Origin of the sequence: Ramlibacter sp. (assembly GCF_028291745.1) — a bacterium.
Lineage (GTDB): Bacteria > Pseudomonadota > Gammaproteobacteria > Burkholderiales > Burkholderiaceae_C > Ramlibacter.
Genome location: NZ_JAQGNQ010000147.1, coordinates 12,927 through 33,681, shown reverse-complemented (window position 1 = coordinate 33,681; position 20,755 = coordinate 12,927). Strand labels below are relative to the sequence as shown.

The 20,755-nt window shown below is 67.4% G+C and carries 21 protein-coding genes; 4 read left to right on the top strand and 17 right to left on the bottom strand.

Going from position 1 to position 20,755, the window contains the following annotated elements:
* Positions 1–90 precede the first annotated feature (90 nt).
* Entirely contained in the window at positions 91–1,005 is a 915-nt protein-coding gene (locus JWP60_RS26600; protein WP_299798620.1) for an MBL fold metallo-hydrolase, read from the top strand.
* A 62-nt stretch (positions 1,006–1,067) separates the two neighbouring features.
* On the opposite strand, the gene JWP60_RS26595 is transcribed toward JWP60_RS26600, so the two are convergent.
* The 10 genes from JWP60_RS26595 to JWP60_RS26550 all read right to left on the bottom strand — a co-directional run bounded on the left by JWP60_RS26595 (position 1,068) and on the right by JWP60_RS26550 (position 10,664).
* On the bottom strand, positions 1,068–1,883 hold the full coding sequence (locus JWP60_RS26595) for a mechanosensitive ion channel family protein (RefSeq protein WP_299798618.1): 816 nt from the start codon (positions 1,881–1,883) through the stop codon (positions 1,068–1,070).
* A gap of 299 nt (positions 1,884–2,182) precedes the next feature.
* Positions 2,183–3,139, bottom strand: a complete 957-nt coding sequence (locus JWP60_RS26590) for a Gfo/Idh/MocA family oxidoreductase (protein ID WP_299798615.1) — start codon at positions 3,137–3,139, stop codon at positions 2,183–2,185.
* Positions 3,136–3,993 carry a class III extradiol dioxygenase subunit beta gene (locus JWP60_RS26585; RefSeq protein WP_299798613.1) on the bottom strand — a complete coding sequence of 286 codons (858 nt, stop codon included), beginning with the start codon at positions 3,991–3,993 and terminating at the stop codon, positions 3,136–3,138. Before JWP60_RS26585 ends, JWP60_RS26590 begins: the two co-directional genes overlap by 4 nt.
* Complete coding sequence (gene ligA, locus JWP60_RS26580) at positions 3,993–4,379, bottom strand: protocatechuate 4,5-dioxygenase subunit alpha (protein WP_299798610.1); 387 nt, start codon at positions 4,377–4,379, stop codon at positions 3,993–3,995. Before ligA ends, JWP60_RS26585 begins: the two co-directional genes overlap by 1 nt.
* 15 nt (positions 4,380–4,394) lie before the next feature.
* On the bottom strand, positions 4,395–6,146 hold the full coding sequence (locus JWP60_RS26575) for a tannase/feruloyl esterase family alpha/beta hydrolase (protein ID WP_299798607.1): 1,752 nt from the start codon (positions 6,144–6,146) through the stop codon (positions 4,395–4,397).
* Positions 6,143–7,081 carry an amidohydrolase family protein gene (locus tag JWP60_RS26570; protein ID WP_299798604.1) on the bottom strand — a complete coding sequence of 313 codons (939 nt, stop codon included), beginning with the start codon at positions 7,079–7,081 and terminating at the stop codon, positions 6,143–6,145. The genes JWP60_RS26575 and JWP60_RS26570 overlap by 4 nt, the downstream gene beginning before the upstream one ends.
* Positions 7,082–7,085: 4 nt before the next feature.
* A complete protein-coding gene (locus JWP60_RS26565) occupies positions 7,086–8,063 on the bottom strand; it encodes a tripartite tricarboxylate transporter substrate binding protein (protein ID WP_299798601.1) in 978 nt (325 codons plus the stop codon).
* Positions 8,064–8,074: 11 nt separating this feature from the next.
* Entirely contained in the window at positions 8,075–8,758 is a 684-nt protein-coding gene (gene ligK / locus JWP60_RS26560) for a 4-carboxy-4-hydroxy-2-oxoadipate aldolase/oxaloacetate decarboxylase (RefSeq protein ID WP_299798598.1), read from the bottom strand.
* Positions 8,759–8,898: 140 nt separating this feature from the next.
* A complete protein-coding gene (locus JWP60_RS26555; protein ID WP_299798595.1) occupies positions 8,899–9,933 on the bottom strand; it encodes an amidohydrolase family protein in 1,035 nt (344 codons plus the stop codon).
* Positions 9,934–9,974: 41 nt separating this feature from the next.
* Positions 9,975–10,664 (bottom strand): substrate-binding domain-containing protein, encoded by a 690-nt coding sequence (locus tag JWP60_RS26550; RefSeq protein ID WP_299798592.1) that lies wholly within the window; start codon positions 10,662–10,664, stop codon positions 9,975–9,977.
* 97 nt (positions 10,665–10,761) lie between these two features.
* Between JWP60_RS26550 and JWP60_RS26545 the strand changes: the two genes are divergently transcribed.
* Positions 10,762–11,676 carry a LysR substrate-binding domain-containing protein gene (locus JWP60_RS26545; protein ID WP_299798589.1) on the top strand — a complete coding sequence of 305 codons (915 nt, stop codon included), beginning with the start codon at positions 10,762–10,764 and terminating at the stop codon, positions 11,674–11,676.
* Between the two features lie 16 nt (positions 11,677–11,692).
* On the top strand, positions 11,693–12,448 hold the full coding sequence (locus JWP60_RS26540) for a substrate-binding domain-containing protein (protein WP_299798586.1): 756 nt from the start codon (positions 11,693–11,695) through the stop codon (positions 12,446–12,448).
* A 101-nt stretch (positions 12,449–12,549) separates the two neighbouring features.
* On the opposite strand, the gene JWP60_RS26535 is transcribed toward JWP60_RS26540, so the two are convergent.
* The 6 genes from JWP60_RS26535 to JWP60_RS26510 form a co-directional block, all read right to left on the bottom strand.
* Positions 12,550–13,527 carry a tripartite tricarboxylate transporter substrate-binding protein gene (locus JWP60_RS26535; RefSeq protein ID WP_299798583.1) on the bottom strand — a complete coding sequence of 326 codons (978 nt, stop codon included), beginning with the start codon at positions 13,525–13,527 and terminating at the stop codon, positions 12,550–12,552.
* 4 nt (positions 13,528–13,531) lie between these two features.
* The gene (locus JWP60_RS26530) at positions 13,532–14,236 is read right to left on the bottom strand and encodes an ABC transporter ATP-binding protein (RefSeq protein ID WP_299798580.1); all 705 of its coding nucleotides are present in this window, start codon (positions 14,234–14,236) and stop codon (positions 13,532–13,534) included.
* Positions 14,229–15,014, bottom strand: a complete 786-nt coding sequence (locus tag JWP60_RS26525) for an ABC transporter ATP-binding protein (protein WP_299798577.1) — start codon at positions 15,012–15,014, stop codon at positions 14,229–14,231. The genes JWP60_RS26530 and JWP60_RS26525 overlap by 8 nt, the downstream gene beginning before the upstream one ends.
* A complete protein-coding gene (locus JWP60_RS26520; protein WP_299798646.1) occupies positions 15,011–15,937 on the bottom strand; it encodes a branched-chain amino acid ABC transporter permease in 927 nt (308 codons plus the stop codon). The genes JWP60_RS26525 and JWP60_RS26520 overlap by 4 nt, the downstream gene beginning before the upstream one ends.
* A gap of 160 nt (positions 15,938–16,097) precedes the next feature.
* Complete coding sequence (locus JWP60_RS26515; RefSeq protein WP_299798574.1) at positions 16,098–16,961, bottom strand: branched-chain amino acid ABC transporter permease; 864 nt, start codon at positions 16,959–16,961, stop codon at positions 16,098–16,100.
* Positions 16,962–17,059: 98 nt separating this feature from the next.
* Positions 17,060–18,235, bottom strand: a complete 1,176-nt coding sequence (locus tag JWP60_RS26510) for an ABC transporter substrate-binding protein (RefSeq protein WP_299798571.1) — start codon at positions 18,233–18,235, stop codon at positions 17,060–17,062.
* A gap of 226 nt (positions 18,236–18,461) precedes the next feature.
* Here JWP60_RS26510 and JWP60_RS26505 point away from each other — a divergent pair, with 226 nt between their 5' ends.
* Entirely contained in the window at positions 18,462–19,610 is a 1,149-nt protein-coding gene (locus JWP60_RS26505; protein ID WP_299798568.1) for an ABC transporter substrate-binding protein, read from the top strand.
* 223 nt (positions 19,611–19,833) lie between these two features.
* On the opposite strand, the gene JWP60_RS26500 is transcribed toward JWP60_RS26505, so the two are convergent.
* Positions 19,834–20,601, bottom strand: a complete 768-nt coding sequence (locus JWP60_RS26500; protein ID WP_299798566.1) for a GntR family transcriptional regulator — start codon at positions 20,599–20,601, stop codon at positions 19,834–19,836.
* Positions 20,602–20,755: the final 154 nt, after the last annotated feature.

Here is a 20,755-nt window from a genome sequence, read left to right as displayed (position 1 = left end):
GGTCTCACGCGTTTCTGCGATCATGCGCCGCGCCCTTCCACGCCGGCGCCATCCCGGCCGCCCGTGTGGCCGCGCACGAGGAGGATCGCCATGCGACATCAGCTCGCCTGTCTGCTGTTCACGCTTCCCCTGCTTGCCGCCGCGCAAGCCCCTGCGCCGCAAGCGCCCTCCGTCGCGCCGCCGACGCAGGCAGCCCGGCCAGCGACGGCGGTCACCAAGGTGGCCGGCACCGACAACGTCTACATCTTTCGCAACGTCAACCACCAGTCGATGTTCGTCGTGACGCCCGCGGGCGTGATCGCGACCGACCCGATTGCCTATGGACGTCCGAACGGGGGGCAGCAATACGTCGACGCGATCCGCAGCGTCACCAGCCAGCCGATCCGCTATCTGGTGTACAGCCACCACCACTTCGACCATGTGGCCGGCGGCAAGGCGTTCAAGGACGCGGGCGCCACCATCGTCGCGCACCGCCGCGTGCGCGAGCGGCTGCTGCCGATCAACGACCCGCACACGCCCTTGCCCGACGAGGTCTTCGGCGACGAGGGCCGCACGCTCTCGCTCGGAGGCACGACGCTGGAACTGAAATACCTCGGTGCCAGCCACTCGGATACCAATGTCGTGATGTTCCTGCCGCGCGAGAAGCTGGTGTTCGTGGTCGACACGATCCCCGTGGGGCAGGTGCCCGGCCGCGGAATGATCGACTTCTATCCCGACCAGGCCGAGGACTTCATCCGCAAGGTGATGGCCCTCGACTGGGATCGCCTGATCCCCGGCCACCCGGGCGTGAACGACAGGCTGGGCACCAAGAAGGATGCCGCCGACCAGCTCGAACTGCTGCAGAAGGCCTCGGCCGAAATGAAGCAACTGGCGCAGGACGGCAAGTGCTGGGACAGCGCCGAAAAGGAATTCAAGCTGTCCGGCTACGAGAACTGGCCAGGGTACAAGGACAACCTGCAATTCATCGCGCGGCGGTATTGCGGGTATTGGGGGCGCGGGACGTGAGAGCGGGCGTCAGTGGGATGTCATCCCGGGCTTGACCCGGGATCCACGCAGCGCCCACGCCCTCAAGCCAGCTGCTGCACCCTGGTGATGCTCACCGGCATAGGCGCCGGCCAGCCGGCTTCCTTGGCGGTCCGCACGATCGCCTCGTTGGTGTCGAAGTAGACCTGCCAGTAGTTTGCGTTCTCGCAATAGGGGCGCACGGCGATCACCGGCCCGAGCGCGGTGAGGTCGAGCAGGTTGACTTCCGGCGCGGGCGAGACCACCACGTTCGGGATGGCGGCCACGGCCTCGCGCAGCCGCGCGCAAGCCTCGACCGGATCCACACCCCCAGCGAGCTGCGCCGTGCGGTCCACGCGGCGCACGGGCAGCACCGAGAAGTTCTGGATCGTGTCGCTGAACACCTTGCCGTTGCCCACCAGGGTCATCACGTGGTCGGACGTGACGATGGTGGTGCCGAACAAGCCCAGCTCGCGCACGGTTCCCGTCACGCCGGCCACGGTGACGGAGTCCCCGACGCGGAAGGGCCGCAGCACCAGCATGAACGCGCCCGCCGCGAAGTTGCCCAGCAGGCCGCTCCAGGCCGCGCCGATGGCGAGGCCTGCTCCGGCCAGCAGCGCGGCGAAGGAGGTCGTCTGCACGCCGAAGTAGCCCAGGATGCCGATCACCAGCGCGATGTCGAGCACGCCGTTGATGATCGTGCCGAGGTATTTGGTGAGGGTCGGATCGATCTGCTTGCGCTCCATGGCCGCTTGCACCAGCCTGATCACCCGCACGATGATCCAGCGCCCGACCACCCAGAAGATGATGGCGGCCAGGATCCTGATCCCGATCTGGAGCGCGGTGACGCGCAGGAAGGTTTCGACGGCAGTCATGTCCATGGAGGTTCCTGGTGTGGGGGAACGGGACTGTATCGGAGCGGGCAGCGGAGCGCCATGTCCGGGGTTCATCAGCTGGTCGAGAAAGTTGGCCGAGCGCGCTGGCGGCCTTCGAAAGAGGACGTCCCGGTTCGTTGACCGGTTGTCCGCCCACCACAGCGCCGCCTGTTCGATTTGAGCTAATGCCGGGCGGACGCTACACCGCCATGTCGGCGGGACAAGACCGAGAGGGCCAACGTGAAGGGCCGGAGCGCCCCCACCCCAGCCCTCCCCCAGAGGGGGAGGGAGCAATACCGAAGGCCTCAGTCCTCCAGCTGCTGCTCCAGCTGATCCAGCACCTCATAACAAGCCAGCACCTTTCCCACCGACGAATTCGGCTCCCGCCCTTCGCGAATCGCCGCAATGAACTCCCGATCCTGCAGCTCGATGCCGTTCATGGAGACATCGACTTTCGACACATCGATCTTCTCTTCCTTCCCCGTGAACAGATCGTCGTAGCGCGCGATGTACGTCGCGGTATCGCCGATGTAGCGGAAGAAAGTCCCCAGCGGGCCATCGTTGTTGAAGGACAGCGACAGCGTGCAGATCGCCCCGCTCTCCGTCTTCAACTGGATGCTCATGTCCATCGCAATCCCCAGCTGCGGATGGATCGGCCCTTGCACCGCGTTGGCCTTCACCACGCGGGAACCGGTCTGGTACTGGAACAGGTCCACCGTGTGCGCGGCGTGGTGCCACAGCAGGTGGTCGGTCCAGCTGCGCGCCTGGCCCAGCGCGTTCATGTTCGTGCGGCGGAAGAAATAGGTCTGCACGTCCATCTGCTGGATCTTGAACTCGCCCGCTTCGATCTTCTTGTGCACGTACTGGTGGCTCGGATTGAAGCGGCGCGTGTGACCGACCATCGCGACCAGGCCAGTCTGCTTCTGCATCTCCACGACCGCCTTGCCCTCTGCCAGCTGGTCGCACAGCGGGATCTCCACCTGCACGTGCTTGCCGGCCTTCATGGCGGCGATCGATTGCTCCGCGTGCATCTGCGTGGGGGTGCAGAGGATCACGGCGTCGACGTCCGGGCGCGCGAGTGCTTCGTCCAGGTTCGTCGTCACGTGCCTGGCGCCGTACTTCTGCGCCACTTCCTGGGCCTTGCCCAGTTCGCGGCCGATGATGGAGGTGACCTCCACGCCCTCGATGTTCTTCAGGCCATCGAGGTGCTTGATCCCGAAGGCGCCCGGGCCGGCGAGTGCGATGCGGACGGTCTTGGTCATGCGTTGTTCTCCAGGATCAGGTGGCCCACAGCCGTATTGCTCGCAGGCACGTGATAGAAGCGGTGCTTCAAGGTGGGCTTGGCGCCGCCGGCCACGTCGGCCATCGCGCCGCGCGCGATCAGCCACATCACGAGTTCGATGCCTTCGCTGCCGGCTTGCTTCACGTATTCGATGTGGTCGACCTTGGCCAGGCCTTCGGGGTCGTCGATCAAGCGGTCCAGGAAGCGGTTGTCCCACTCCTTGTTGATCAGGCCAGCGCGCGGGCCCTGCAACTGGTGGCTCATGCCGCCCGTGCCCCAGATCTGCACGTTCAGGTCTTCGTCGAAGCTCTCGATCGCCTTGCGGATCGCCTGCCCCAGACGGAAGCAGCGCATGCCGCTGGGGATCGGGTACTGCACCACGTTCACCGCAAAGGGAATGACCTTGAAGGGCCATTCCCTGGGCTGCCCGCACATCAGCGACAGCGGCACTGTCAGGCCGTGGTCCACGTCCATCTTGTTGACGATGGTCAGGTCGAAGTCCTGCTGGATCACCGAGTGCGCGATGTGCGCGGCTAGCTCGGGCGCGCCTTCGACATCGGGCACGGGCCGCGGGCCCCAGCCTTCGTCGGCCACCTTGAATCCGGCGGCGGTGCCGATCGCGAAGGTCGGAATGAAGTCGAGGCTGAAGGCCGTGGCGTGGTCGTTGTAGACCAGGAACACGACGTCGGGCTTGTTGTCCTTGATCCACTGGCGCGAGTACTCGTAGCCGGCAAAGACCTTCTGCCAGTACGGCTCCTGGTCCTTGCCCAGGTCCATCGCCGCGCCGATGGCGGGCACGTGCGAGGTGTAGACGGAGGCGGTGATGCGGGCCATTATTTTTTTACCTCTTTGCCGGTCCAGGTCGAAGGGCGGCCGCCGCCGATCATCATGTCGCGATAGGCCTCTTCACTCATGCCGGTCATGGAGCCCGCCATCTGCTGGAAGCTCTTGCCGTCGGTGGCGCCGATCTTGGCCAGGAAGTAGATGTTGCCGCCCAGGGCGATCATGGCGTTCATGTCGCGCGAGAGCACCGCCTGCTTCTGGTCCTCGCTCATGGCCCACTGGTCCAGGTAGGCGCGCTCGTCGGCCTTGAACTTCTCGCGGTTCTCGGCCTTCATCAGCGACATGCAGAACTGGTTGAGCCAATAGCCCTTGCGGCTCTGGTCCGCGTCGAAGATGGTGGTGCCGGGGATGCCGGCATAAGGTTTGTCCAAGGACATGGCAGCCTCCTCGTTTCATTGCGCGCAGGCGAAACTGCCTGCCGCGTTCAACTCGCCGCCGAGGTAGCGCGGCACTTGCGGCCACTCGCACAGCGGCCGGCTGCGTCGCACCGCGAAGGGCGGCTTCGCATCCTGTTCGACCAGTTGCAGATTCGCTGGCGCGTGGCCTCGCTCCACCCAGTCCACCAGCGCGGCGAACAGGTCCGCATTGGCCGGCGCACCGGTTCCCACATGGTCCACGTTGGGTGCCGTGAACAGCTTGAAGAAGCCGTCCACGGTGCCTTGGCCCATGCGCTGCACCACGGCATCGTGGTAGCCGATGCCGGCGTACGGGCTCTGCGCGTAGTCGCCCAGGTTCTCCAGCACGATCAGCTTGCCGCCATGCGCACGGAAGGCCGAAAGGTCCGGGTCGGTGGAATCCATCAGCGCCGAGATCTCGCCCACGCGCTGTGCATGGTCCGCCATGCGATAGCTGCGCAGGTCCGCCTTCGGGTCGCGGGCATAGAAGTACTGGATCGCGCCCGCGCCATAGAACCAGGCGATGCCGTTGGCGGGCACCGGCGGGAAGGCCGGGGGCGCACTGCCGGTCCACCAGGCCTGCCAGCCGCCCGCGGGGCCGGAGGCGGGCGTGTTCTCGCCACTGGGGCCACGGCCCGGATAGCCGTGCCAGCCGTTGGCGAGTTCCATGCCGAAGTCCAGCGGCGATTGCAGGGTCTGCACGGCACGCACCTGCGGCTCGGTGAGGCAGCGATCGTTGGCCGCGCCGGTGCAGAGCAGCTTCGTCACGTCGAAGCGCGAGCGGCAGGCTACCGGATCCGACACGATGCCGTCGACCGCGCCGTCCGCGCTGTCGCAGGCGGCGAGCACCGCGTCCTGCACCAGCTTCACGTGCGCGGCATCGATCCAGCCCCCGTTGGTGAGGGCCAGGCCGTCGCGCAGGCCGGCGTGCTGCAGGCCGGTCCACGCGATCACCGGCACGCGGCTGAAGATGCCGTCGAAGTCCTGCGGGTAGCGTTGCGCCATCGTCAGTCCTTCCCGTCCGCCCTCGGAGCTGCCGACGAAATACATCTTGTGCGGCGGCTGGCCGTACACCCGCTTCATCACCGCCACGGCGACGTCGTGCACCTTCTTGTACGAGCCGTGGGCGAAGTTGACCAGCGCCTCGTCGTTCATGGCAAACGCCTGCGGCGGCTCGCCCGGATTGTTCTGGTGGCCCGAGTCGGTGCCGTAGGTGACGTAGCCCTGCGCCAGCGGCGAGGCTTGCTCGTAGCGCGCCGCCGGCAGCAGGCCCTCGCCGGAGATCAGCACGCCGTTGAAGCCGCCGCCGCCATACTGCACCGAGCGACCGTTCCAGCGCACCGGCAGGTTGATCTGGAAATTGATCACCGGCGCATTCGAGTCCTGCGGCTCGATGTGGCCCAGCAGCTTGCAACGCTGCGGCATCGCGGGCGTGATCGCGCCAGCGGGCGTCGGGGAGCGGTCCGCAACACGCAGCTGGCTGGCGGCCAGCAGTTCGGCGCTGTCGATGCTCACCCGGCGGGTGGGCAGGCCGAGGTCCGCGGGCGGCAGCAGCGTGCCCGGCAGGCTCGCGCAGATGGTCTGCGGCAGGAAGATGATCGGCGCCACCGCGGGCAGCGGGGGGATGGCCGGGAGCCTGGGCAGCTCGAACCGGGGCAGTTCGAACGACGGCAGCGACGGCAGCGAAGAGCAGCCGGCCAGCAGCGCGAACGCCGCCGCCATCGCGCACGCGCGCCCTACCCGGCTCATGCGCCTCCCTCTTGCGGCCAGTACAGCCGGTTGGGGTTGTCGACCAGCAGCTTCTGCTGCAATTCCCGCGTGGTCGCGATGTGCGGGATGAAGTCCACCAGCAGGCCGTCGTCGGGCATGTGGTTCTTCAGGTTCGGGTGCGGCCAGTCGGTGCCCCAGATCACGCGGTCCGGGAAGCTCTCGACCACCTTGCGGGCGAAGGGCACGACATCACGATAGGCGTTGCGTTCGCCATTCAGCGCAGGCGGCCCGGCCAACGACAGGCGCTCGGGGCAGGTCGCCTTGCACCACACGTTCTCGTGCTCGCGCATGAACTTCAGGAACAGCTCGAACTCGGGTCCGTCGATGGGCTTGCTCACGTCGGGGCGGCCCATGTGGTCGACCACCACCGTGGTGGGCAGCGCAGTGAAGAAGTCCCAGAGTTCCGGCAGGTCGACCGCCTCGAAGTAGATCACCACGTGCCAGCCCAGGGGGGCGATGCGGCCGGCGATCTCCAGCAGTTCGTCCTTGGGCGTGAAGTCCACCAGCCGCTTGACGAAGTTGAAGCGCACGCCACGCACGCCGGCGGCATGCATCTCCTGCAGTTCGCTGTCGGTGACGCCGCGCTTGACGGTGGCCACGCCCTTGGCCTTGCCGTTCGACGACTTGAGCGCATCGACCAGCGCGCGATTGTCGGCGCCGTGGCAGGTGGCCTGCACGATCACGTTTTTCGTGAAGCCCAGGTGATCGCGCAGCGCGAACAACTGCTGCTTGCTGGCATCGCAGGGCGTGTACTTGCGCTCCGGTGCATAGGGGAACTCCGCACCGGGGCCGAACACGTGGCAGTGCGCGTCCACCGCATTGGGGGGCAGCTGGAATTGCGGCTTGCTGGGGCCGGTGTACCAGTCCAGCCAGCCGGGAGTCTTCTCGAAACCGCCGCTCGTGGGTTTGCTCATGGCATCAATCGGGAGTGATGTGCGCGTCGCGCACGAGGTTGGCATAACGCACGCGCTCGTCGTGCAACAGCGTGGCCATCTGCTGGCGGCTGCCGGGGAGGACTTCGCCACCGACGGCGGTCATGCGCTCGCGCACTTCCGGCGCGGCCAGCGCCTTCTGCACTTGCGCGTGCAGCTTGTCGACGATGGCCGCGGGCGTCTTCGCGGGCGCCATCAGCGCGTACCACACCGAGGCCTCGAAGCCCTTGAAGCCGGACTCGGCGATCGTGGGCACGTCGGGGAAGATCGGCGAGCGCTGCGCCGTCAGCACGGCCAGCACCTTCAGCTTGCCGGAGGCGACCTGCGGCTTCACTTCCAGCGCATTCATCGCCAGCAGCGGCACCTGGCCGCCGATCACGTCGGTGATGGCCTGGGCACCGCCCTTGTAGGGCACGTGCATCAGGTCGATGCCGGCCGCGCGCGTGAACAGTTCGGCGGCCATGTGCGGCGTCGAGCCGTTGCCGGGCGAGGCGAAGGCAATGGAGTTCGGCTTGGCCTTGGCCGCGGCGATCAGCTGCTTGATGTTGCCGTAGGGCGCACTGGCATTGGCCGCGATCACCACCGGCACGCGGCCGACCAGCGCGACGGGGACCAGGTCCTTCTCGGCATCGAAGGGCTGCGGCTTGTACAGCGCCATGTTGGCGGCCAGCGCGTTGGCGGCCATCAGCAACGTGTAGCCGTCCGGCTTGGCATCGATCACGTACCTGACGGCGATGTTGGTGCCGGCGCCGGGCTTGTTGTCGATGATGAAGGTCTGGCCCATGCTCCTGGAGAGGGCCGCGCCCAGCGTGCGCGCAACCGCATCGACCGCGCCACCGGCGGAATAGCCGACCACCAGGTTCACCGGATGCTCCGGATAGCTGGCCTGGGCCCGGCCGGCCAGCGGCAGTGCGGCCGCACCCAGCAGGGCCAGGGTCTGGCGGCGCGAGAGCGAAGAGATCATTCCTTGTTCTTTCAGTCAATGTAGCGCAGCCCGGCCTTGGCCAGCGGCTCGCGCATCTTGTACATGTCCAGGCCCAGCACGCCGGAGGCCAGCTTCGCCCGCTTCTCGCCCTCGTTGGCCTCGCGCGCCGCGGCCGCCTCGTGCACCTTCTTCGCCATGGCGGCAGGCACGCAGACCACGCCGTCGTCGTCGGCCACGATCACGTCCCCCGGATGCACCAGTGCGCCGGCGCACACCACCGGGATGTTGACCGATCCTAGCGTGGCCTTCACGGTGCCCTTGGAGCTGATCGCCTTGCTCCACACCGGAAAGGCCATCTCGGTGAGCGTCTTCACGTCGCGACAGCCGGCATCGATCACCAGGCCGCGCGCGCCACGCGCCTGGAACGAGGTGGCCAGCAGGTCGCCGAAGAAGCCGTCGGTGTTCTCGGAGGTGCACGCGGCAATCACGATATCGCCCGGCTGGATCTGCTCGGCCACCACGTGCAGCATCCAGTTGTCGCCGGGATGCAGCAGCACGGTGACGGCGGTGCCCGAGATCTGCGCGCCGGGATAGATCGGCCGCATGGTGGGCTTCATCAGCCCGACCCGGCCCATGGCCTCGTGCACGGTGGAAGCGCCGAATTGCGCCAGAGCGTCGGCGACTTCGCGGTCCGCGCGCTTGATGTTGCGATAGACGACACCGAGTTCGTACATGACTGGTTTTTCCCTTCAGAAAGTCTGAACGCAGAAAGCGCAGAAGCTACGCAGAAAACGCAGAAAAATCCATCCAATGAATGGGGTTCCCTTTTGCGACTTCTGCGGTACTTCTGCGTCTTCTGCGTTCAAAACTGCTTTTATCTGCCCTGCTTCTTCAGCAAAGCATCGAGACGCGAGAAGACGCGGCGAGTATTGGCTTCGAAGATCTGGTGCTTTTCCTCGGGCGAGAGGATCTTCGACGCGTCGATGTATTTCTTCGTGTCGTCGTAGTAGTTGCCGGTGGTGGGATCGATGCCGCGCACCGCGCCGATCATCTCGCTGGCGAACAGCACGTTCTTCACCGGGATCACCGTGTTCAGCAGGTCGATGCCGGGCTGGTGGTACACGCAAGTATCGAAGAAGATGTTGTTCAACAGGTGCTGGTCCAGCAGCGGCTTCTTCATCTCCTGCGCCAGGCCACGGAAGCGGCCCCAGTGGTAAGGCACCGCGCCGCCGCCGTGCGGGATCAGGAAGCGCAGCTCGGGGAAGTCCTTGAACAGGTCGCCCTGCAGACACTGCATGAAGGCCGTCGTGTCCGCGTTCAGGTAATGCGCGCCGGTGGTGTGGAAAGCCGGATTGCAGCTGGTCGAGACGTGGATCATCGCCGGAATGTCGTACTCGATCATCTTCTCGTAGATCGGGTACCACAGGCGGTCGGTCAGCGGCGGGCTGTTCCAGTGGCCGCCGGAGGGATCCGGGTTCAGGTTGATGCCGACGCAACCATATTGCTCCACGCACTTCACCAGCTCGGGGATGCAGGTCTCGGGCGCCACGCCGGGCGATTGCGGCAGCATGGCCACCGGCACGAACTGGTCCGGGAACAGCTGCGAGACGCGAAAGCAAAGCTCGTTGCAGATGGCCGCCCAGGTGCTGGAGACCTCGAAGTCGCCGATGTGGTGGGCCATGAAACTGGCGCGCGGGGAGAACAGCGTCAGGTCGTTGCCGCGCTCCTTCATCAGGCGCAGCTGGTTGCCTTCGATCGATTCGCGGATCTCGTCGTCGCCGATCTTCAGCTCGGACACGGCCGGCTTTTGCGACGGGTCCTTGATGCCGGCGATCTGCCGGTTGCGCCAGGCCTCCAGCTGCTTGGGCGCAGTGGTGTAGTGGCCATGGCAATCGATGATCAGGCTCATTGTCTCGTTCCTCGGAAAGTGCCCGCTGCGGGCGGATGAAATCAGGCGGCGTCCATGCCATTGCGGCGCTTGGCCTCTTCGGCGGCAGGCGAGGCCAGGAAGGCGAACAGTTCGCGCACCGCACCGGCCTGCGTCGACGCCTGGCACAGGCCAGCGGAGAAGATGGTGTCGATCTGCACGGGCGCCGGCATGGGCCCGACGAGGTCGATCCCCTGCAGGTGGATCAGCTCGCTCAATTGCTGGAAGCCCAGGGCCACTTCGCCGCGCGCGACCAGCGCCCCCACCGGGATGCCCGGTTGCGCCTGCACCAGCCTGCCCTGCAGCTCCTGCGCGATGCCCCAGCGCTCGAACAGCTTGACCAGGGCGACGCCGCTCGGGCCAGTTGAATAGCCCACGGTGGGCGCTGCCAGCACGGCGCGCTTGAGGGCTGACTCGGTGGAGATGTCCGGGCGCGCGGCACCGGACTTCACGGCCACCGTCACCCCCGAATGCACCAGGTCCACGCGGCTGCCCGCGACCAGCTGGCCACTGCCAATGAGCTTGTCGATGGCATCGCCGGCAAGCACCACGAAATCGAAGGCCTCGCCGGTCGCCACGCGCCTGGCCGCATCGACCCCGCCGACCGCCTCGACGGCTACCTTCTGCCCCGACTGCTGCTCGTAGGCCTTCGCCAGCTCGTTGAGGACCTGGCGAGTCGCCATGGACGAGATTCCGGTGAGGGGCGCGGTCATCGCCGCATTGTCTTCCGCAGCGGCGCGCAGCAGAAGGGAAGCCTGCGACTAGCAGCTATACCGCTTCGGCATAATTGGCACCAAGGTATTCCGGTTCATGGATCTCAAGCAGCTCGAATATTTCATCCGCGTTGCCGAACTGGGCAGCTTCACGCGCGCCGCGATCGAGCTCGACGTGGCGCAGCCCGCGCTCAGCCGCCAGGTGCGCCTGCTCGAGGTCGAATTGCGGCAGAACCTGCTGGTGCGCAACGGCCGCGGCGCCGTGCCCACCGAGGCGGGCAAGCTGCTGCTCGATCACGGCCGCGGCATCCTGCACCAGGTGGAGCGCGCGCGCGAAGACCTGGGCCGGCTGCGCGGCGGCCTGGCCGGACGCGTCGCCGTGGGCTTGCCCAACAGCGTGGCCCGCGTGCTGACGGTGCCGCTGACACGCGCCTTCCGCGAGTTGCTGCCCGAGGCGCGGCTGTCGATCAGCGAGGGCCTTTCCGGTGGCCTGCAGGAAGGCCTGGCCAGCGGGCGGCTGGACATCGTCGTGCTGTACAACGCCCAGCCCTCGCGCGAGCTGGACCTGACGCCGCTGCTCGAGGAAGACCTGGTGCTGGTGCGCGCCCGTCCGCCCGGCCTGCACGAGGATCCGCCGCCCGGCCCGATCGATTTGTGCGAGGTCGCGAAGCTGCCGCTGGTGATCCCCACCCGTCCGAACGCGATCCGCATGCACGTCGAGTCCGCGATGGCCGACATCGGCTGCCGGCCCGACGTGGTGCTGGAGATCGACGGCGTCTCGGCGATCCTCGACCTGGTGCTCGATGGCGCCGGCTGCGCCATCCTTTCGCGCAACGCGCTGCTGAATTCGCCGCGGCCCTCGGCCTACACTGCGCAGCAGATCGGCAGCCCGCCGCTGCGCATCCGCCTGTCGCTGGCCACCAGCCTGCAGCGGCCGGCCACCCCGGTGCAGAAGGCGACGCTGGACCTGATCCGCGCCCGCGCGCCGGCCGTGGTGGCGCGCACGACTTGAAAACAAGGAAACGACGATGCATGGGTCCCGACTGTTCCTCGCCCTCGCCTGCAGCCTGGCCGCCCATGTGGCCGCGGCAGCGGACCTGAAGGTCCTGAGCGCCGGCGCCTTCAAGCCGGTGCTGGTGGCGCTGCAACCCGCCTTCGAACAGCGAACGGGGCACCGGCTGGTCATCGATAACGACACAGCGGGTGGCCTGCAGAAACGGGTGGCCGCCGGCGAGGCCTTTGACGTGGTGTTCTCCAGTCGCGACTCCTTGCGGGCGATGTCGCAGGCCGGCCGCCTCGCCAGCGAACCGCCGACGCAGGTGGCCCGCGTGGGCATCGGCATCGCCGTGCGCAAGGGCGCGCCGCTGCCGGACATCGGCAGCGTGGACGCTTTCCGCAAGCTGCTGATGGACGCACGCTCCGTCGCGTACATCGATCCGGCCGCGGGCGGATCGAGCGGCATCTACCTCGATCGCCTGTTCGAAGGCTGGGGCATCGCGCCGCAGGTGCGCGCGAAGGCGGTGCTGGTGCCGGGCGGGCTGGTGGCCGCGCGCGTGGTCGACGGCAGCGCCGATGTGGGGATCCACCAGATCAGCGAGATCCTGGCCGTGCCCGATGCGGTGCTGGTGGGGCCGATCCCGGCGGAGATCCAGAATTACACCGTGTATGCGGGGGCGGTGGCTGCCCGCACGGCGCAGGCCGCGGCCGCGCGTGAGTTGCTGGCCGCCTTGCGCAGCGAGCAGGGCGTGGAGATCCTGAAGATGAAGGGCATGGAGGCGCCGTAGGCTGGGCTGACCGAAGGTCACCCCAGCGATGCGCGCTGCTGCTGGGGTGCGCTGCGCGCAGCCCAGCCTACGAGGCCATTGCGGGCACGGCGACGCGGGCCTTACTGCCGCGGAATCTTCGCCTGCGCGATCACCTGGCTCCAGCGCCGGATCTCGGACGCGAGCAGCGCCTGCAATTGCTCCGGCGTGCTCGAACGCGCATCGACATCGAGGTCCGCCAGTTGCTCCCGCACCTGCCGGCTGGCCAACGCCACCTGCAATTCCCGCGTGAGCCGCTCGATGATCGCCGGCGGCGTCCGTGCCGGCGCCGCGATGGCATTCCACGAAGCGATCTGCAGGTGCGCGAGCGCGCCGCCGCTCTCGGCGGCCGTCGGCACGTCGGGCAGGCCGGTCGGCCGCCGCTCGCCGAAGCTGGCCAGCACGCGCAACGCCTTGCCCGTGATCTGCGCCTTGATCGGCGCGATGATCTCGATGCCGGCATCGAGCTCGCCACTGCGCAGCGCGGTCACCAGCGCCGGCGTGCTGTTGAAGGGGATCACCTGCGCCGAGATCCCGGCCGTGCTCTTGAACAGTTCGGCCGCCAGGTTCTGTGTGCTGCCGGCGGCGACCGTGCCGATGTTCAGCTTGCCCGGGTTCGCCCGCGCGGAAACCAGCAATTCCCCAAGCGTCGCAAAGTGCGAATTCGCCGGGACGATCACGCCCAGGTCGAAGGTCGCCAGCAGCGAGACCGGCGCGAAATCCTTTTGCGCATCGAACGGCAGCTTCTTGAACAGCCCTTGGCTGACCGCGGTGCCATTGCTCATGAGAAGCAGCGTGTAGCCATCGGGCGCGGCCTGTGCCACCACGATGCCGGCGGTGACGCCACCGGCGCCGGGCCGGTTGTCGATCACGATGGTCTGCCCCAGTTGCTCGCCCAGCTTCTGGCCGACCGCGCGCGCCGTGAGGTCGGCCACGCCGCCCGGCCCGAAGGGCACCACCACACGAACCGGCCGGGTGGGCCACGGAGCCTGCGCCCGCACGGTGGGAACAGCGGCAAAAGCGGCAAGCGCGGCGAGCGCCTGCCGGCGATCCGGATGCATCGAGCTATCGTGCCACACCGAGCAGGCGATCGAGCAGCTCGGGGTTGCCGCGCAACGCGGCCGCGGTATCGGCATGCACCACGGTGCCGTGATCGAGCACGATCGCGCGGTCGGAGATCGCCAGGATCGCCTGCGGATGCTGTTCGACGATGATGGCCGAGAGGCCTTCCTCGCGCGTGATGCGGGCAATGGCGCGCAGCAGTTCGCTGACGATGATCGGCGCGAGCCCTTCGAGCGGCTCGTCGAGCAGCAGCAGCTTGGGATTGAGCACCAGCGCGCGGCCCAGCGCCAGCATCTGCTGCTCGCCGCCGGAGAGTTGCGTGCCGAGGTTGGTCTTGCGCTCGGCCAGGCGCGGGAACATCTCGTAGACCCGCTCCGGCGTCCAGCGGCCAGGGCGCGCCACAGCCGTGAGGTTCTCGTGCACCGTCAGCGACTTGAAGATGTTGCGCTCCTGCGGCACCCAGCCGATGCCGGCCGCGGCGCGCTGGTGCGAAGGCAGCTTGTGCAGCGCGACCCCGGCCAGCGTGATCGTGCCGCCATGCTGGCGCGTCGCCCCGGCCAGCGTGTTGATCAGCGTCGTCTTGCCGGTGCCGTTGCGCCCCAGCAGCGCCAGCGTCTGGCCCTCGCCGAGGGCGCACGACACCTCCTGCAGCACCACCGCTTCGCCATAGCCGGCGCGCACCTTGTCGACCTGCAGGAGTTCAGACATTGGAGGCCTCCACCGCGGCATGGGCGCTGTCGTCGCCGTGGCCCAGGTACACCGCCTTCACCTCCGGGTTGTTCTCGATTTCCTCCGGCGTGCCCTCGGTGAGCAGCGTGCCGTTCACCAGCACGGTCATGCGGTTGGCGAAGCTGAACACCAGGTCCATGTCGTGTTCGATCAGCAGCACGGAGACATCGGCCGGCAAGGCGGCCACCGTCTCCAGCAATTCCTCGCGTTCGCCCGCGGGCACGCCGGCGACCGGCTCGTCCAGCAGCAGCACGCGCGGCTCGCAGGCCAGCGCGATCGCGATCTCCAGCAGGCGGCGCTTGCCATACGCGAGGTGCTCGGTCGTCTGGTTCGCCACTTCGGCCAGGCGGAACTGCTCCAGCAATTGCTGTGCGCGCTCGGCCACCGCCGCATTGCTGCCCAGCGACTGCCACCAGCGTGCGCCCAGGCCCCGCTGCTGCGAGACCACGAGCGCCAGCGTCTGCAGCGGCGTCATCGACGCGAACAGCTGGTTGATCTGGAAGGTGCGCACCATGCCGCGCCGCACGCGCTGGTAGGGCGCGAGCCGGGTGATGTCCTGCCCTTCCAGCGTGATGCGGCCCGCGGTGGGCTCCAGCACGCCCGTCAGCAGGTTGATCAGCGTCGTCTTGCCGGCGCCGTTGGGGCCGATCAAGGCATGCCGCGCGCCGCGCCGCAACTGCATCGACACGTTGTTGGTGGCCGTGATGCCGCCGAACTTCTTGACCAGCCCTTCGCAGGACAGAACGATGTCGTTCATGCGCTCTTCCTCCGGAACCAGGTCCACGGTTTCAGCAGCCGGTCACGGCCCACCAGCACCAGAACGACCAGGAACAGGCCGATCCAGAAGGTCCAGTACTGCGGCGTGATCTGCGAGATGACGTCCTGCAGCAGCCTGAAGATGATGGCGCCGATGATGCCGCCGTAAAGCCAGCCCACGCCGCCGATCACCACGATCAGCATCACGTCGGCGGAACGGTGGAACTCCAGCACGTCGATCGAGGCGAAACCCGAGGTCTGCGTGAACAGAGCCCCGGCGGCACCGGCCATGGCCGCCGCCAGCGTGTAAACCGAGATCAGGCGCGCGTTCACCGGGATGCCGATCGCCATCGCGCGCAGCCGGTTGTCGCGGATCGCCTTGAGCGTGCCGCCGAAGGGCGAGTTGACGATGCGGCGCGCCAGCAGGAACAGCAGCAGCAGGACCGACATGGAGTAGTAGGAGTTGACGCGGCCGATCAGGTCGAAATCGAACTTGCCCAGGATCGGCGAGAAGGTCAGGCCCTGGATGCCGTCGGTGCCGCCGGTGAGCCAATCGAGCTTGTTGGCCAGTTCGGCCAGCAGCAAGGCCACGCCCAGCGTCACCATCAGCCGCGTGAGGTCGCTGCCACGCAGCACGGTGAAGCTGGCCACGAATCCGAGCACCGCGGTCACGCCCATGGCCACCAGCAGCCCGAGGTGCGGGTCGGGACTGAGGTGCTTGCAGAACAGCGCCGCGGTGTACGCGCCGAGGCCGAAGAACGCGGCATGACCCAGCGAGACGATGCCCGAATAGCCCAGCACCAGGTCCAGCGAGACGGCGAACAGCGCCACGATCGCGATCTCGTTGATGATCAGCGCGTACGAGGGAAACAGCACCGGGGCGGCAAAGGCCACCAGCCACAGCACCGGCTCCCAGGGTTTCATGCGGCTCGCCCGCAGCAATTGCACTTGCGCGGAAATCACGGGAGGACCTCCATGCTTCGCACTCCGGTACCTTCGCCGAGGGAGCGGCCCGGCGCGGTCACTGGACTACCCTCCGCACTACGCGCTGCGGGACTATTCGCCTTGGGGCGGCCCGGCGCGCTCATGCCTTGCCCCCTTGCCGCACGAACAGGCCGTTGGGCCGCCACAGCAGGATGGCGATCATCAGGCTGTAGACGATGAAGGCGCCCATCTTCGGGATGTAGTACTTGCCCGCCACGTCGGCGATGCCGAGCAGCAGCGCCGCCAGCAACGGCCCGGTGATCGAGGAGGTGCCGCCCACGGCCACCACGATCAGGAAATAGATCATGAACTTCAGCGGGAACGAGGGATCGAGCCCGAGCACTTCGGCGCCAAGCGCACCGCCCAGCCCCGCCAGGCCGGAGCCGAAGGCGAAGGTGGAAAGGAACACCACGTTGACGTTGATGCCCAGCCCCGCGGCGACGCGCTGGTCATCCACCGAGGCACGCAGGCGGCTGCCGAAGCGCGTCTTCGCCAGGATGTATTGCAGGCCGACGGTGAGTGCGGCGCACACCGCAATGATGAAGAGGCGATAGTGCCCCATGCCCAGCGAGCCGATCTCCGTGCGGCCCTTCAGCCACGCCGGCAGCTGGATGATCTGCTGCGTCGAACCGACGTAGTAGTCGACGGCGGCAACGGACATGAACACCAGCCCGATCGAGAACAGCACCTGGTCCAGGTGCGGCTTGCGATAGAGCGGCCGGTACAGCGTGCGCTCCAGCACCGCGCCCAGCAGCGCCGCGCCGGCGAAGGCAAGCGGCAGGCAGACGAGGAAGGGCACGTTCAGGCGCTGCATCAGCAGCACCGTGATGTAGCCGCCGGCCATGGCGAACGCGCCGTGGGCCAGGTTGATGAAATTCATCAGGCCCATGGTCACGGCCAGGCCGACGGCCAGCACGAACAGCAGCATGCCGTAGGCAATGCCGTCGAAGAGGATGGTGAGCATGGGTGATGTGGTGTTCGCTCCCTCCCCCACCGGGGGCGGGTTGGGGTGGGGGCGCCCCGCTCCCAGCCTCCCCCGGCGGGGGGAGGAGCCAGGCAGCCTTACTGCTTGGCCTTCCCCGGATCCTTCACGTCCTTGATCACGTCGAACTCCACGTTATAGAGCTGACCATTCTTCTTCTCGACCTTGCGCAGGTAGACGTTCTGCACGATGTCGCGGGTCTGTGCGTCGATGAACACCGGGCCGCGCGGGCTTTCGAAGATCTGGCCCTTCATCGCGGCCATCAGCGCGTCGCCGCCGCCCTTGCCGGCGGTCTTCTTGAGCGCTTCGTAGACGAGGCGCGTGCCGTCGTAGCCGCCCACCGCCATGAAGTTGGGGCGCAGGTTCTTGTTGGCCTTCATGAAGGCCTCCAGGAATTTCTTGTTGGCCGGCGAATTGTGGTCCACCGAGTAGTGGTGCGAGGTGACCACGCCCAGCGCGGTGTCGCCCATGTCATTGAGCAGGTCGTCGTCGGTGACGTCGCCGGTGCCGATCAGCCTGATGCCGGCCTTGTCCATGCCGCGTTCGGCAAACTGCTTCATCAGCGCGGCGCCCGCGCCCGAGGGCACGAAGACGAACAGCGCATCGGGCTTGGCATCGCGCACCTTCTGCAGGAAGGGCGCGAAGTCGGGGTTCATCAGCGGCACGCGCAGCGACTCGCTCACCTTGCCGCCGTCGAACTGGAAGCGCTCCTTGAAGAACTTCTCGGCGTCCAGGCCCGGGCCGTAGTCGGACACCAGCGTCACCACGTTCTTGATGCCGTTCTTCGGCGCCCAGTCGGCGAGCGCCACCGACACCTGCGGCAGCGTAAAGCTGCTGCGCACGATGTAGGGCGAGGCTTCGGTGATGCTGGAGGTGGCCGCGGCCATCACGATCAGCGGCGTCTTCGATTGCGTTGCGATCGGCGCCACGGCCAGCGCCGAGGGCGTGATGCCCATGCCGGCCAGCACGTTGACCTTGTCGTTGACCACCAGTTCCTGCGCCAGGCGGCGCGTGTTGGCCGGCACGCTGCCGTCGTCCTTCACGATCAGCTGCACCTTCTTGCCCGCCACGGTGTCGCCGTTCTGCGCCATCCACAGCCTGACCCCGGCCTCCACCTGCCGGCCGGTGGTGGCCTGCTGGCCCGTCATCGGCAGGATCAGGCCGATCTTGAACACGTTGTCCTGCGCCAAGGCGAGGCCGCTGGCCCCGAGCAGGCCGACGGTCGCGACGGTCTGGAGGAAGGTTCTCTTTTGCATGACGGGCGTTCTCCTTTGAATTCGAATGGGGCTGGACAGGCGGACACACCGCGTGCAGGCTGCGCGTTGCAGCGCATTCTCGGCGCGCGACCGGCGCGGGCAAAGGGGCTAGTGTGCTCTACCAGTTATGACGGATTGGGATAGCGGCTACCCTGATATGCAGCGGCGGACCGATCTACTGTAGAGCTTACACTCGCAGCTATTCCGCTTACTTCCGCAGTACCCCATGAAATTCCCGCGCCTTCTCGCCCGCTTCGCCCGCAGCACTGCCTTCGTGCTCGGTGCCGCTTGTGCCCTTGCCAACGCCAGCGCGCAGGACATCGTGCTGGGCCAGGTCGGTCCCTTCACCGGTATTCCGGTGCCGGACGCACCCGAGATCCGCCAGGGCATCCAGGCCTATCTGCAGCAGGTCAACGCCGCCGGCGGCGTGCGCGGGCACAAGCTGTCGGTGTTCGACGTGGACGACAAGTACACCGCCGAAGGCTTCGTCGCTGCCTACGGCACGGCCATGCAGCGCAAGCCGATCGCCCTGCTCTCGCCCGTCGGTTCCGCGGCCCAGACAGCCATGCTCCAGCAGAAGCTGTTGGACAAATCCGACGTCGTGATCGTCAACGCGGTGCCGGGCGCGGAAAGCCTGCGCAACCCGGGCCACCCGCGGCTGTTCCACATCCGCGCCGGCGACAAGCAGCAGATCGAGAAGATCGTGCGCCACGCACGCACGCTGGGCACCTCGCGCATGGTGGTGCTGTACCAGGACCTGCCGATCGGCACCTCGGGCTGGACGGTCGCCGAGCAGGCCGCCAAGGAGGCCGGCGGCCTGGAGCTGCCGGGCGTGAAATCGGGCATGGATGCGCCCGCCCTGGCCAAGTCCGCGGCGCAGGTGGGCAAGCTGGAGCCGCAAGCCGTGCTGGTGGTGGGCGCGCCGCGCTTCATGGCCGATGGCGTCGCTGCCCTGCGCAAGGCGGGCGTGTCGCAGTCGCTGTTCGTGCTGTCGTATGTACCCGCGGGCCTGCTGGTGAAGCTGGCGGGTGTCGAGGGCGCGCGCGGTGTCGGCATTGCGCAGACCTATCCGAACCCGAACGGCATCACGCTGCAACTGCAGCGCGACTTCCAGGCGGCCATGAAGGCGGCCCACCCGGAGGTCACGAGCTACACCGCCTTCCAGCTGGAAGGCTACCTGTCGGCCCGCACCGTGGCCGAAGCGCTCAAGCGCAGCAAGGAGCGCGAGATCACGCCCGAATCACTGGAGCGCGCCCTGCACTCCGCCGGCGAGATCGACTTCGGCGGCTTCCGCGTCGACTTCTCCAAGGGCAACGTCGGCAGCCGCTGGGTGGACATCGCCGTGGTGGGGCAGGACGGCAAGCTGCATTACTGAAGTCGCGTTCGGCTCTCGACGCCTGTTCGGTGGGGTGCCTGCCTCTGAAGCAGCGCCGAGGCGGGCATCTTTGAACGCAGAAGTCGCAGAAGTTGCGCAGAAGTCGCAGAAGATTTCCGCAAGATTTTTTCTGCGTGTTCTGCATGCTTCTGCGACTTCTGCGTTCAAAATTTCAAACGCCACACTGCCCTGCGAGGGCCCCACCCTCGAACAGACTGCAGCTTCACCGCTGCCGGATCAACCGCACCCCCGGCATATGCGCCAGGTGCGGCCCCTGCACCGCCTCACGCAAGTTGCGTTGGGCGATGCGCGAGTGCTCGCGCAGGATGGCCTCGGCGCGTGCGCCTTCGCGCCGCTCGATCGCATCGAGCACCTGGCGATGCTGGTCCTGCGCCACGATCAGCATGTCGCGCGCGCGCGGTGAGCTGGCCTGCACCACCACGAAGCCCGAAGGCGATGCGAAGGGCAGGCTCACCACGCGCTCCAGTTCGCGCAACAGCACCGGGCTGCCCGCCATCTCCGCCAGCAGGTTGTGAAAGCGCTGGTTGAGGCCGACGTAACGGGTGAAGGCTTCGTCGTCGAGCGCCGGTCGTTCGAGCACCGCGTCGATGCCATCCAGACACGCGCGCGCCTCCGCCAGCACCACGCTCGCCACCCCACGCTCCGCCGCCAGCCGCGCGGCCAGCCCTTCGACGGTGCCGCGCAACTCGATCGCGTCGGACACGTCGCGCTCGGAGAAGGTGCGCACGGCGTAGCCGCCATTGGGCAGCGACTGCAGCAGCCCCTCCTGTTCCAGCCGCATCAGGGCCGCGCGGATCGGCGTGCGCGAGACGCCGAGGCGCTCGACCAGCGTCAGCTCCGCGATGCGGGCGCCGCCCGGCAACTCGCCGGCCAGGATCATCTCGCGCAGGCGCAGCTGCGCCTTCACCGCCTGCGAGCCGCCGGCCTCTGCTTCCGCGGGCGCGGGCGGGAGGGGCTGCGGCGCGCTCATGCCGAGGTCGATGTATACATTGACGCCAGATTAGCGGTGCGATCGAACGGAGTCAACCGGGATCGGCAGAGGCAGAAGGCCGCAACGTACGCGTTATCCCGTACGTCTCGTTGTATACAACGAGACGACCGAGACCTATGATCGAGGCTTTCCT

Coding starts and splice junctions, on each gene's coding strand:
- JWP60_RS26585 (WP_299798613.1), bottom strand. CDS start 3,993: ATGGCCCGCATCACCGCCTCCGTCTACACCTCGCACGTGCCCGCCATC.
- JWP60_RS26565 (WP_299798601.1), bottom strand. CDS start 8,063: ATGATCTCTTCGCTCTCGCGCCGCCAGACCCTGGCCCTGCTGGGTGCG.
- JWP60_RS26575 (WP_299798607.1), bottom strand. CDS start 6,146: ATGAGCCGGGTAGGGCGCGCGTGCGCGATGGCGGCGGCGTTCGCGCTG.
- JWP60_RS26590 (WP_299798615.1), bottom strand. CDS start 3,139: ATGACCAAGACCGTCCGCATCGCACTCGCCGGCCCGGGCGCCTTCGGG.
- JWP60_RS26500 (WP_299798566.1), bottom strand. CDS start 20,601: ATGAGCGCGCCGCAGCCCCTCCCGCCCGCGCCCGCGGAAGCAGAGGCC.
- JWP60_RS26550 (WP_299798592.1), bottom strand. CDS start 10,664: ATGACCGCGCCCCTCACCGGAATCTCGTCCATGGCGACTCGCCAGGTC.
- JWP60_RS26515 (WP_299798574.1), bottom strand. CDS start 16,961: ATGCTCACCATCCTCTTCGACGGCATTGCCTACGGCATGCTGCTGTTC.
- JWP60_RS26510 (WP_299798571.1), bottom strand. CDS start 18,235: ATGCAAAAGAGAACCTTCCTCCAGACCGTCGCGACCGTCGGCCTGCTC.
- ligK (WP_299798598.1), bottom strand. CDS start 8,758: ATGTACGAACTCGGTGTCGTCTATCGCAACATCAAGCGCGCGGACCGC.
- JWP60_RS26600 (WP_299798620.1), top strand. CDS start 91: ATGCGACATCAGCTCGCCTGTCTGCTGTTCACGCTTCCCCTGCTTGCC.
- JWP60_RS26520 (WP_299798646.1), bottom strand. CDS start 15,937: ATGAAACCCTGGGAGCCGGTGCTGTGGCTGGTGGCCTTTGCCGCCCCG.
- JWP60_RS26540 (WP_299798586.1), top strand. CDS start 11,693: ATGCATGGGTCCCGACTGTTCCTCGCCCTCGCCTGCAGCCTGGCCGCC.
- JWP60_RS26535 (WP_299798583.1), bottom strand. CDS start 13,527: ATGCATCCGGATCGCCGGCAGGCGCTCGCCGCGCTTGCCGCTTTTGCC.
- JWP60_RS26570 (WP_299798604.1), bottom strand. CDS start 7,081: ATGAGCAAACCCACGAGCGGCGGTTTCGAGAAGACTCCCGGCTGGCTG.
- JWP60_RS26505 (WP_299798568.1), top strand. CDS start 18,462: ATGAAATTCCCGCGCCTTCTCGCCCGCTTCGCCCGCAGCACTGCCTTC.
- JWP60_RS26525 (WP_299798577.1), bottom strand. CDS start 15,014: ATGAACGACATCGTTCTGTCCTGCGAAGGGCTGGTCAAGAAGTTCGGC.
- JWP60_RS26595 (WP_299798618.1), bottom strand. CDS start 1,883: ATGGACATGACTGCCGTCGAAACCTTCCTGCGCGTCACCGCGCTCCAG.
- JWP60_RS26530 (WP_299798580.1), bottom strand. CDS start 14,236: ATGTCTGAACTCCTGCAGGTCGACAAGGTGCGCGCCGGCTATGGCGAA.
- JWP60_RS26545 (WP_299798589.1), top strand. CDS start 10,762: ATGGATCTCAAGCAGCTCGAATATTTCATCCGCGTTGCCGAACTGGGC.
- JWP60_RS26555 (WP_299798595.1), bottom strand. CDS start 9,933: ATGAGCCTGATCATCGATTGCCATGGCCACTACACCACTGCGCCCAAG.
- ligA (WP_299798610.1), bottom strand. CDS start 4,379: ATGTCCTTGGACAAACCTTATGCCGGCATCCCCGGCACCACCATCTTC.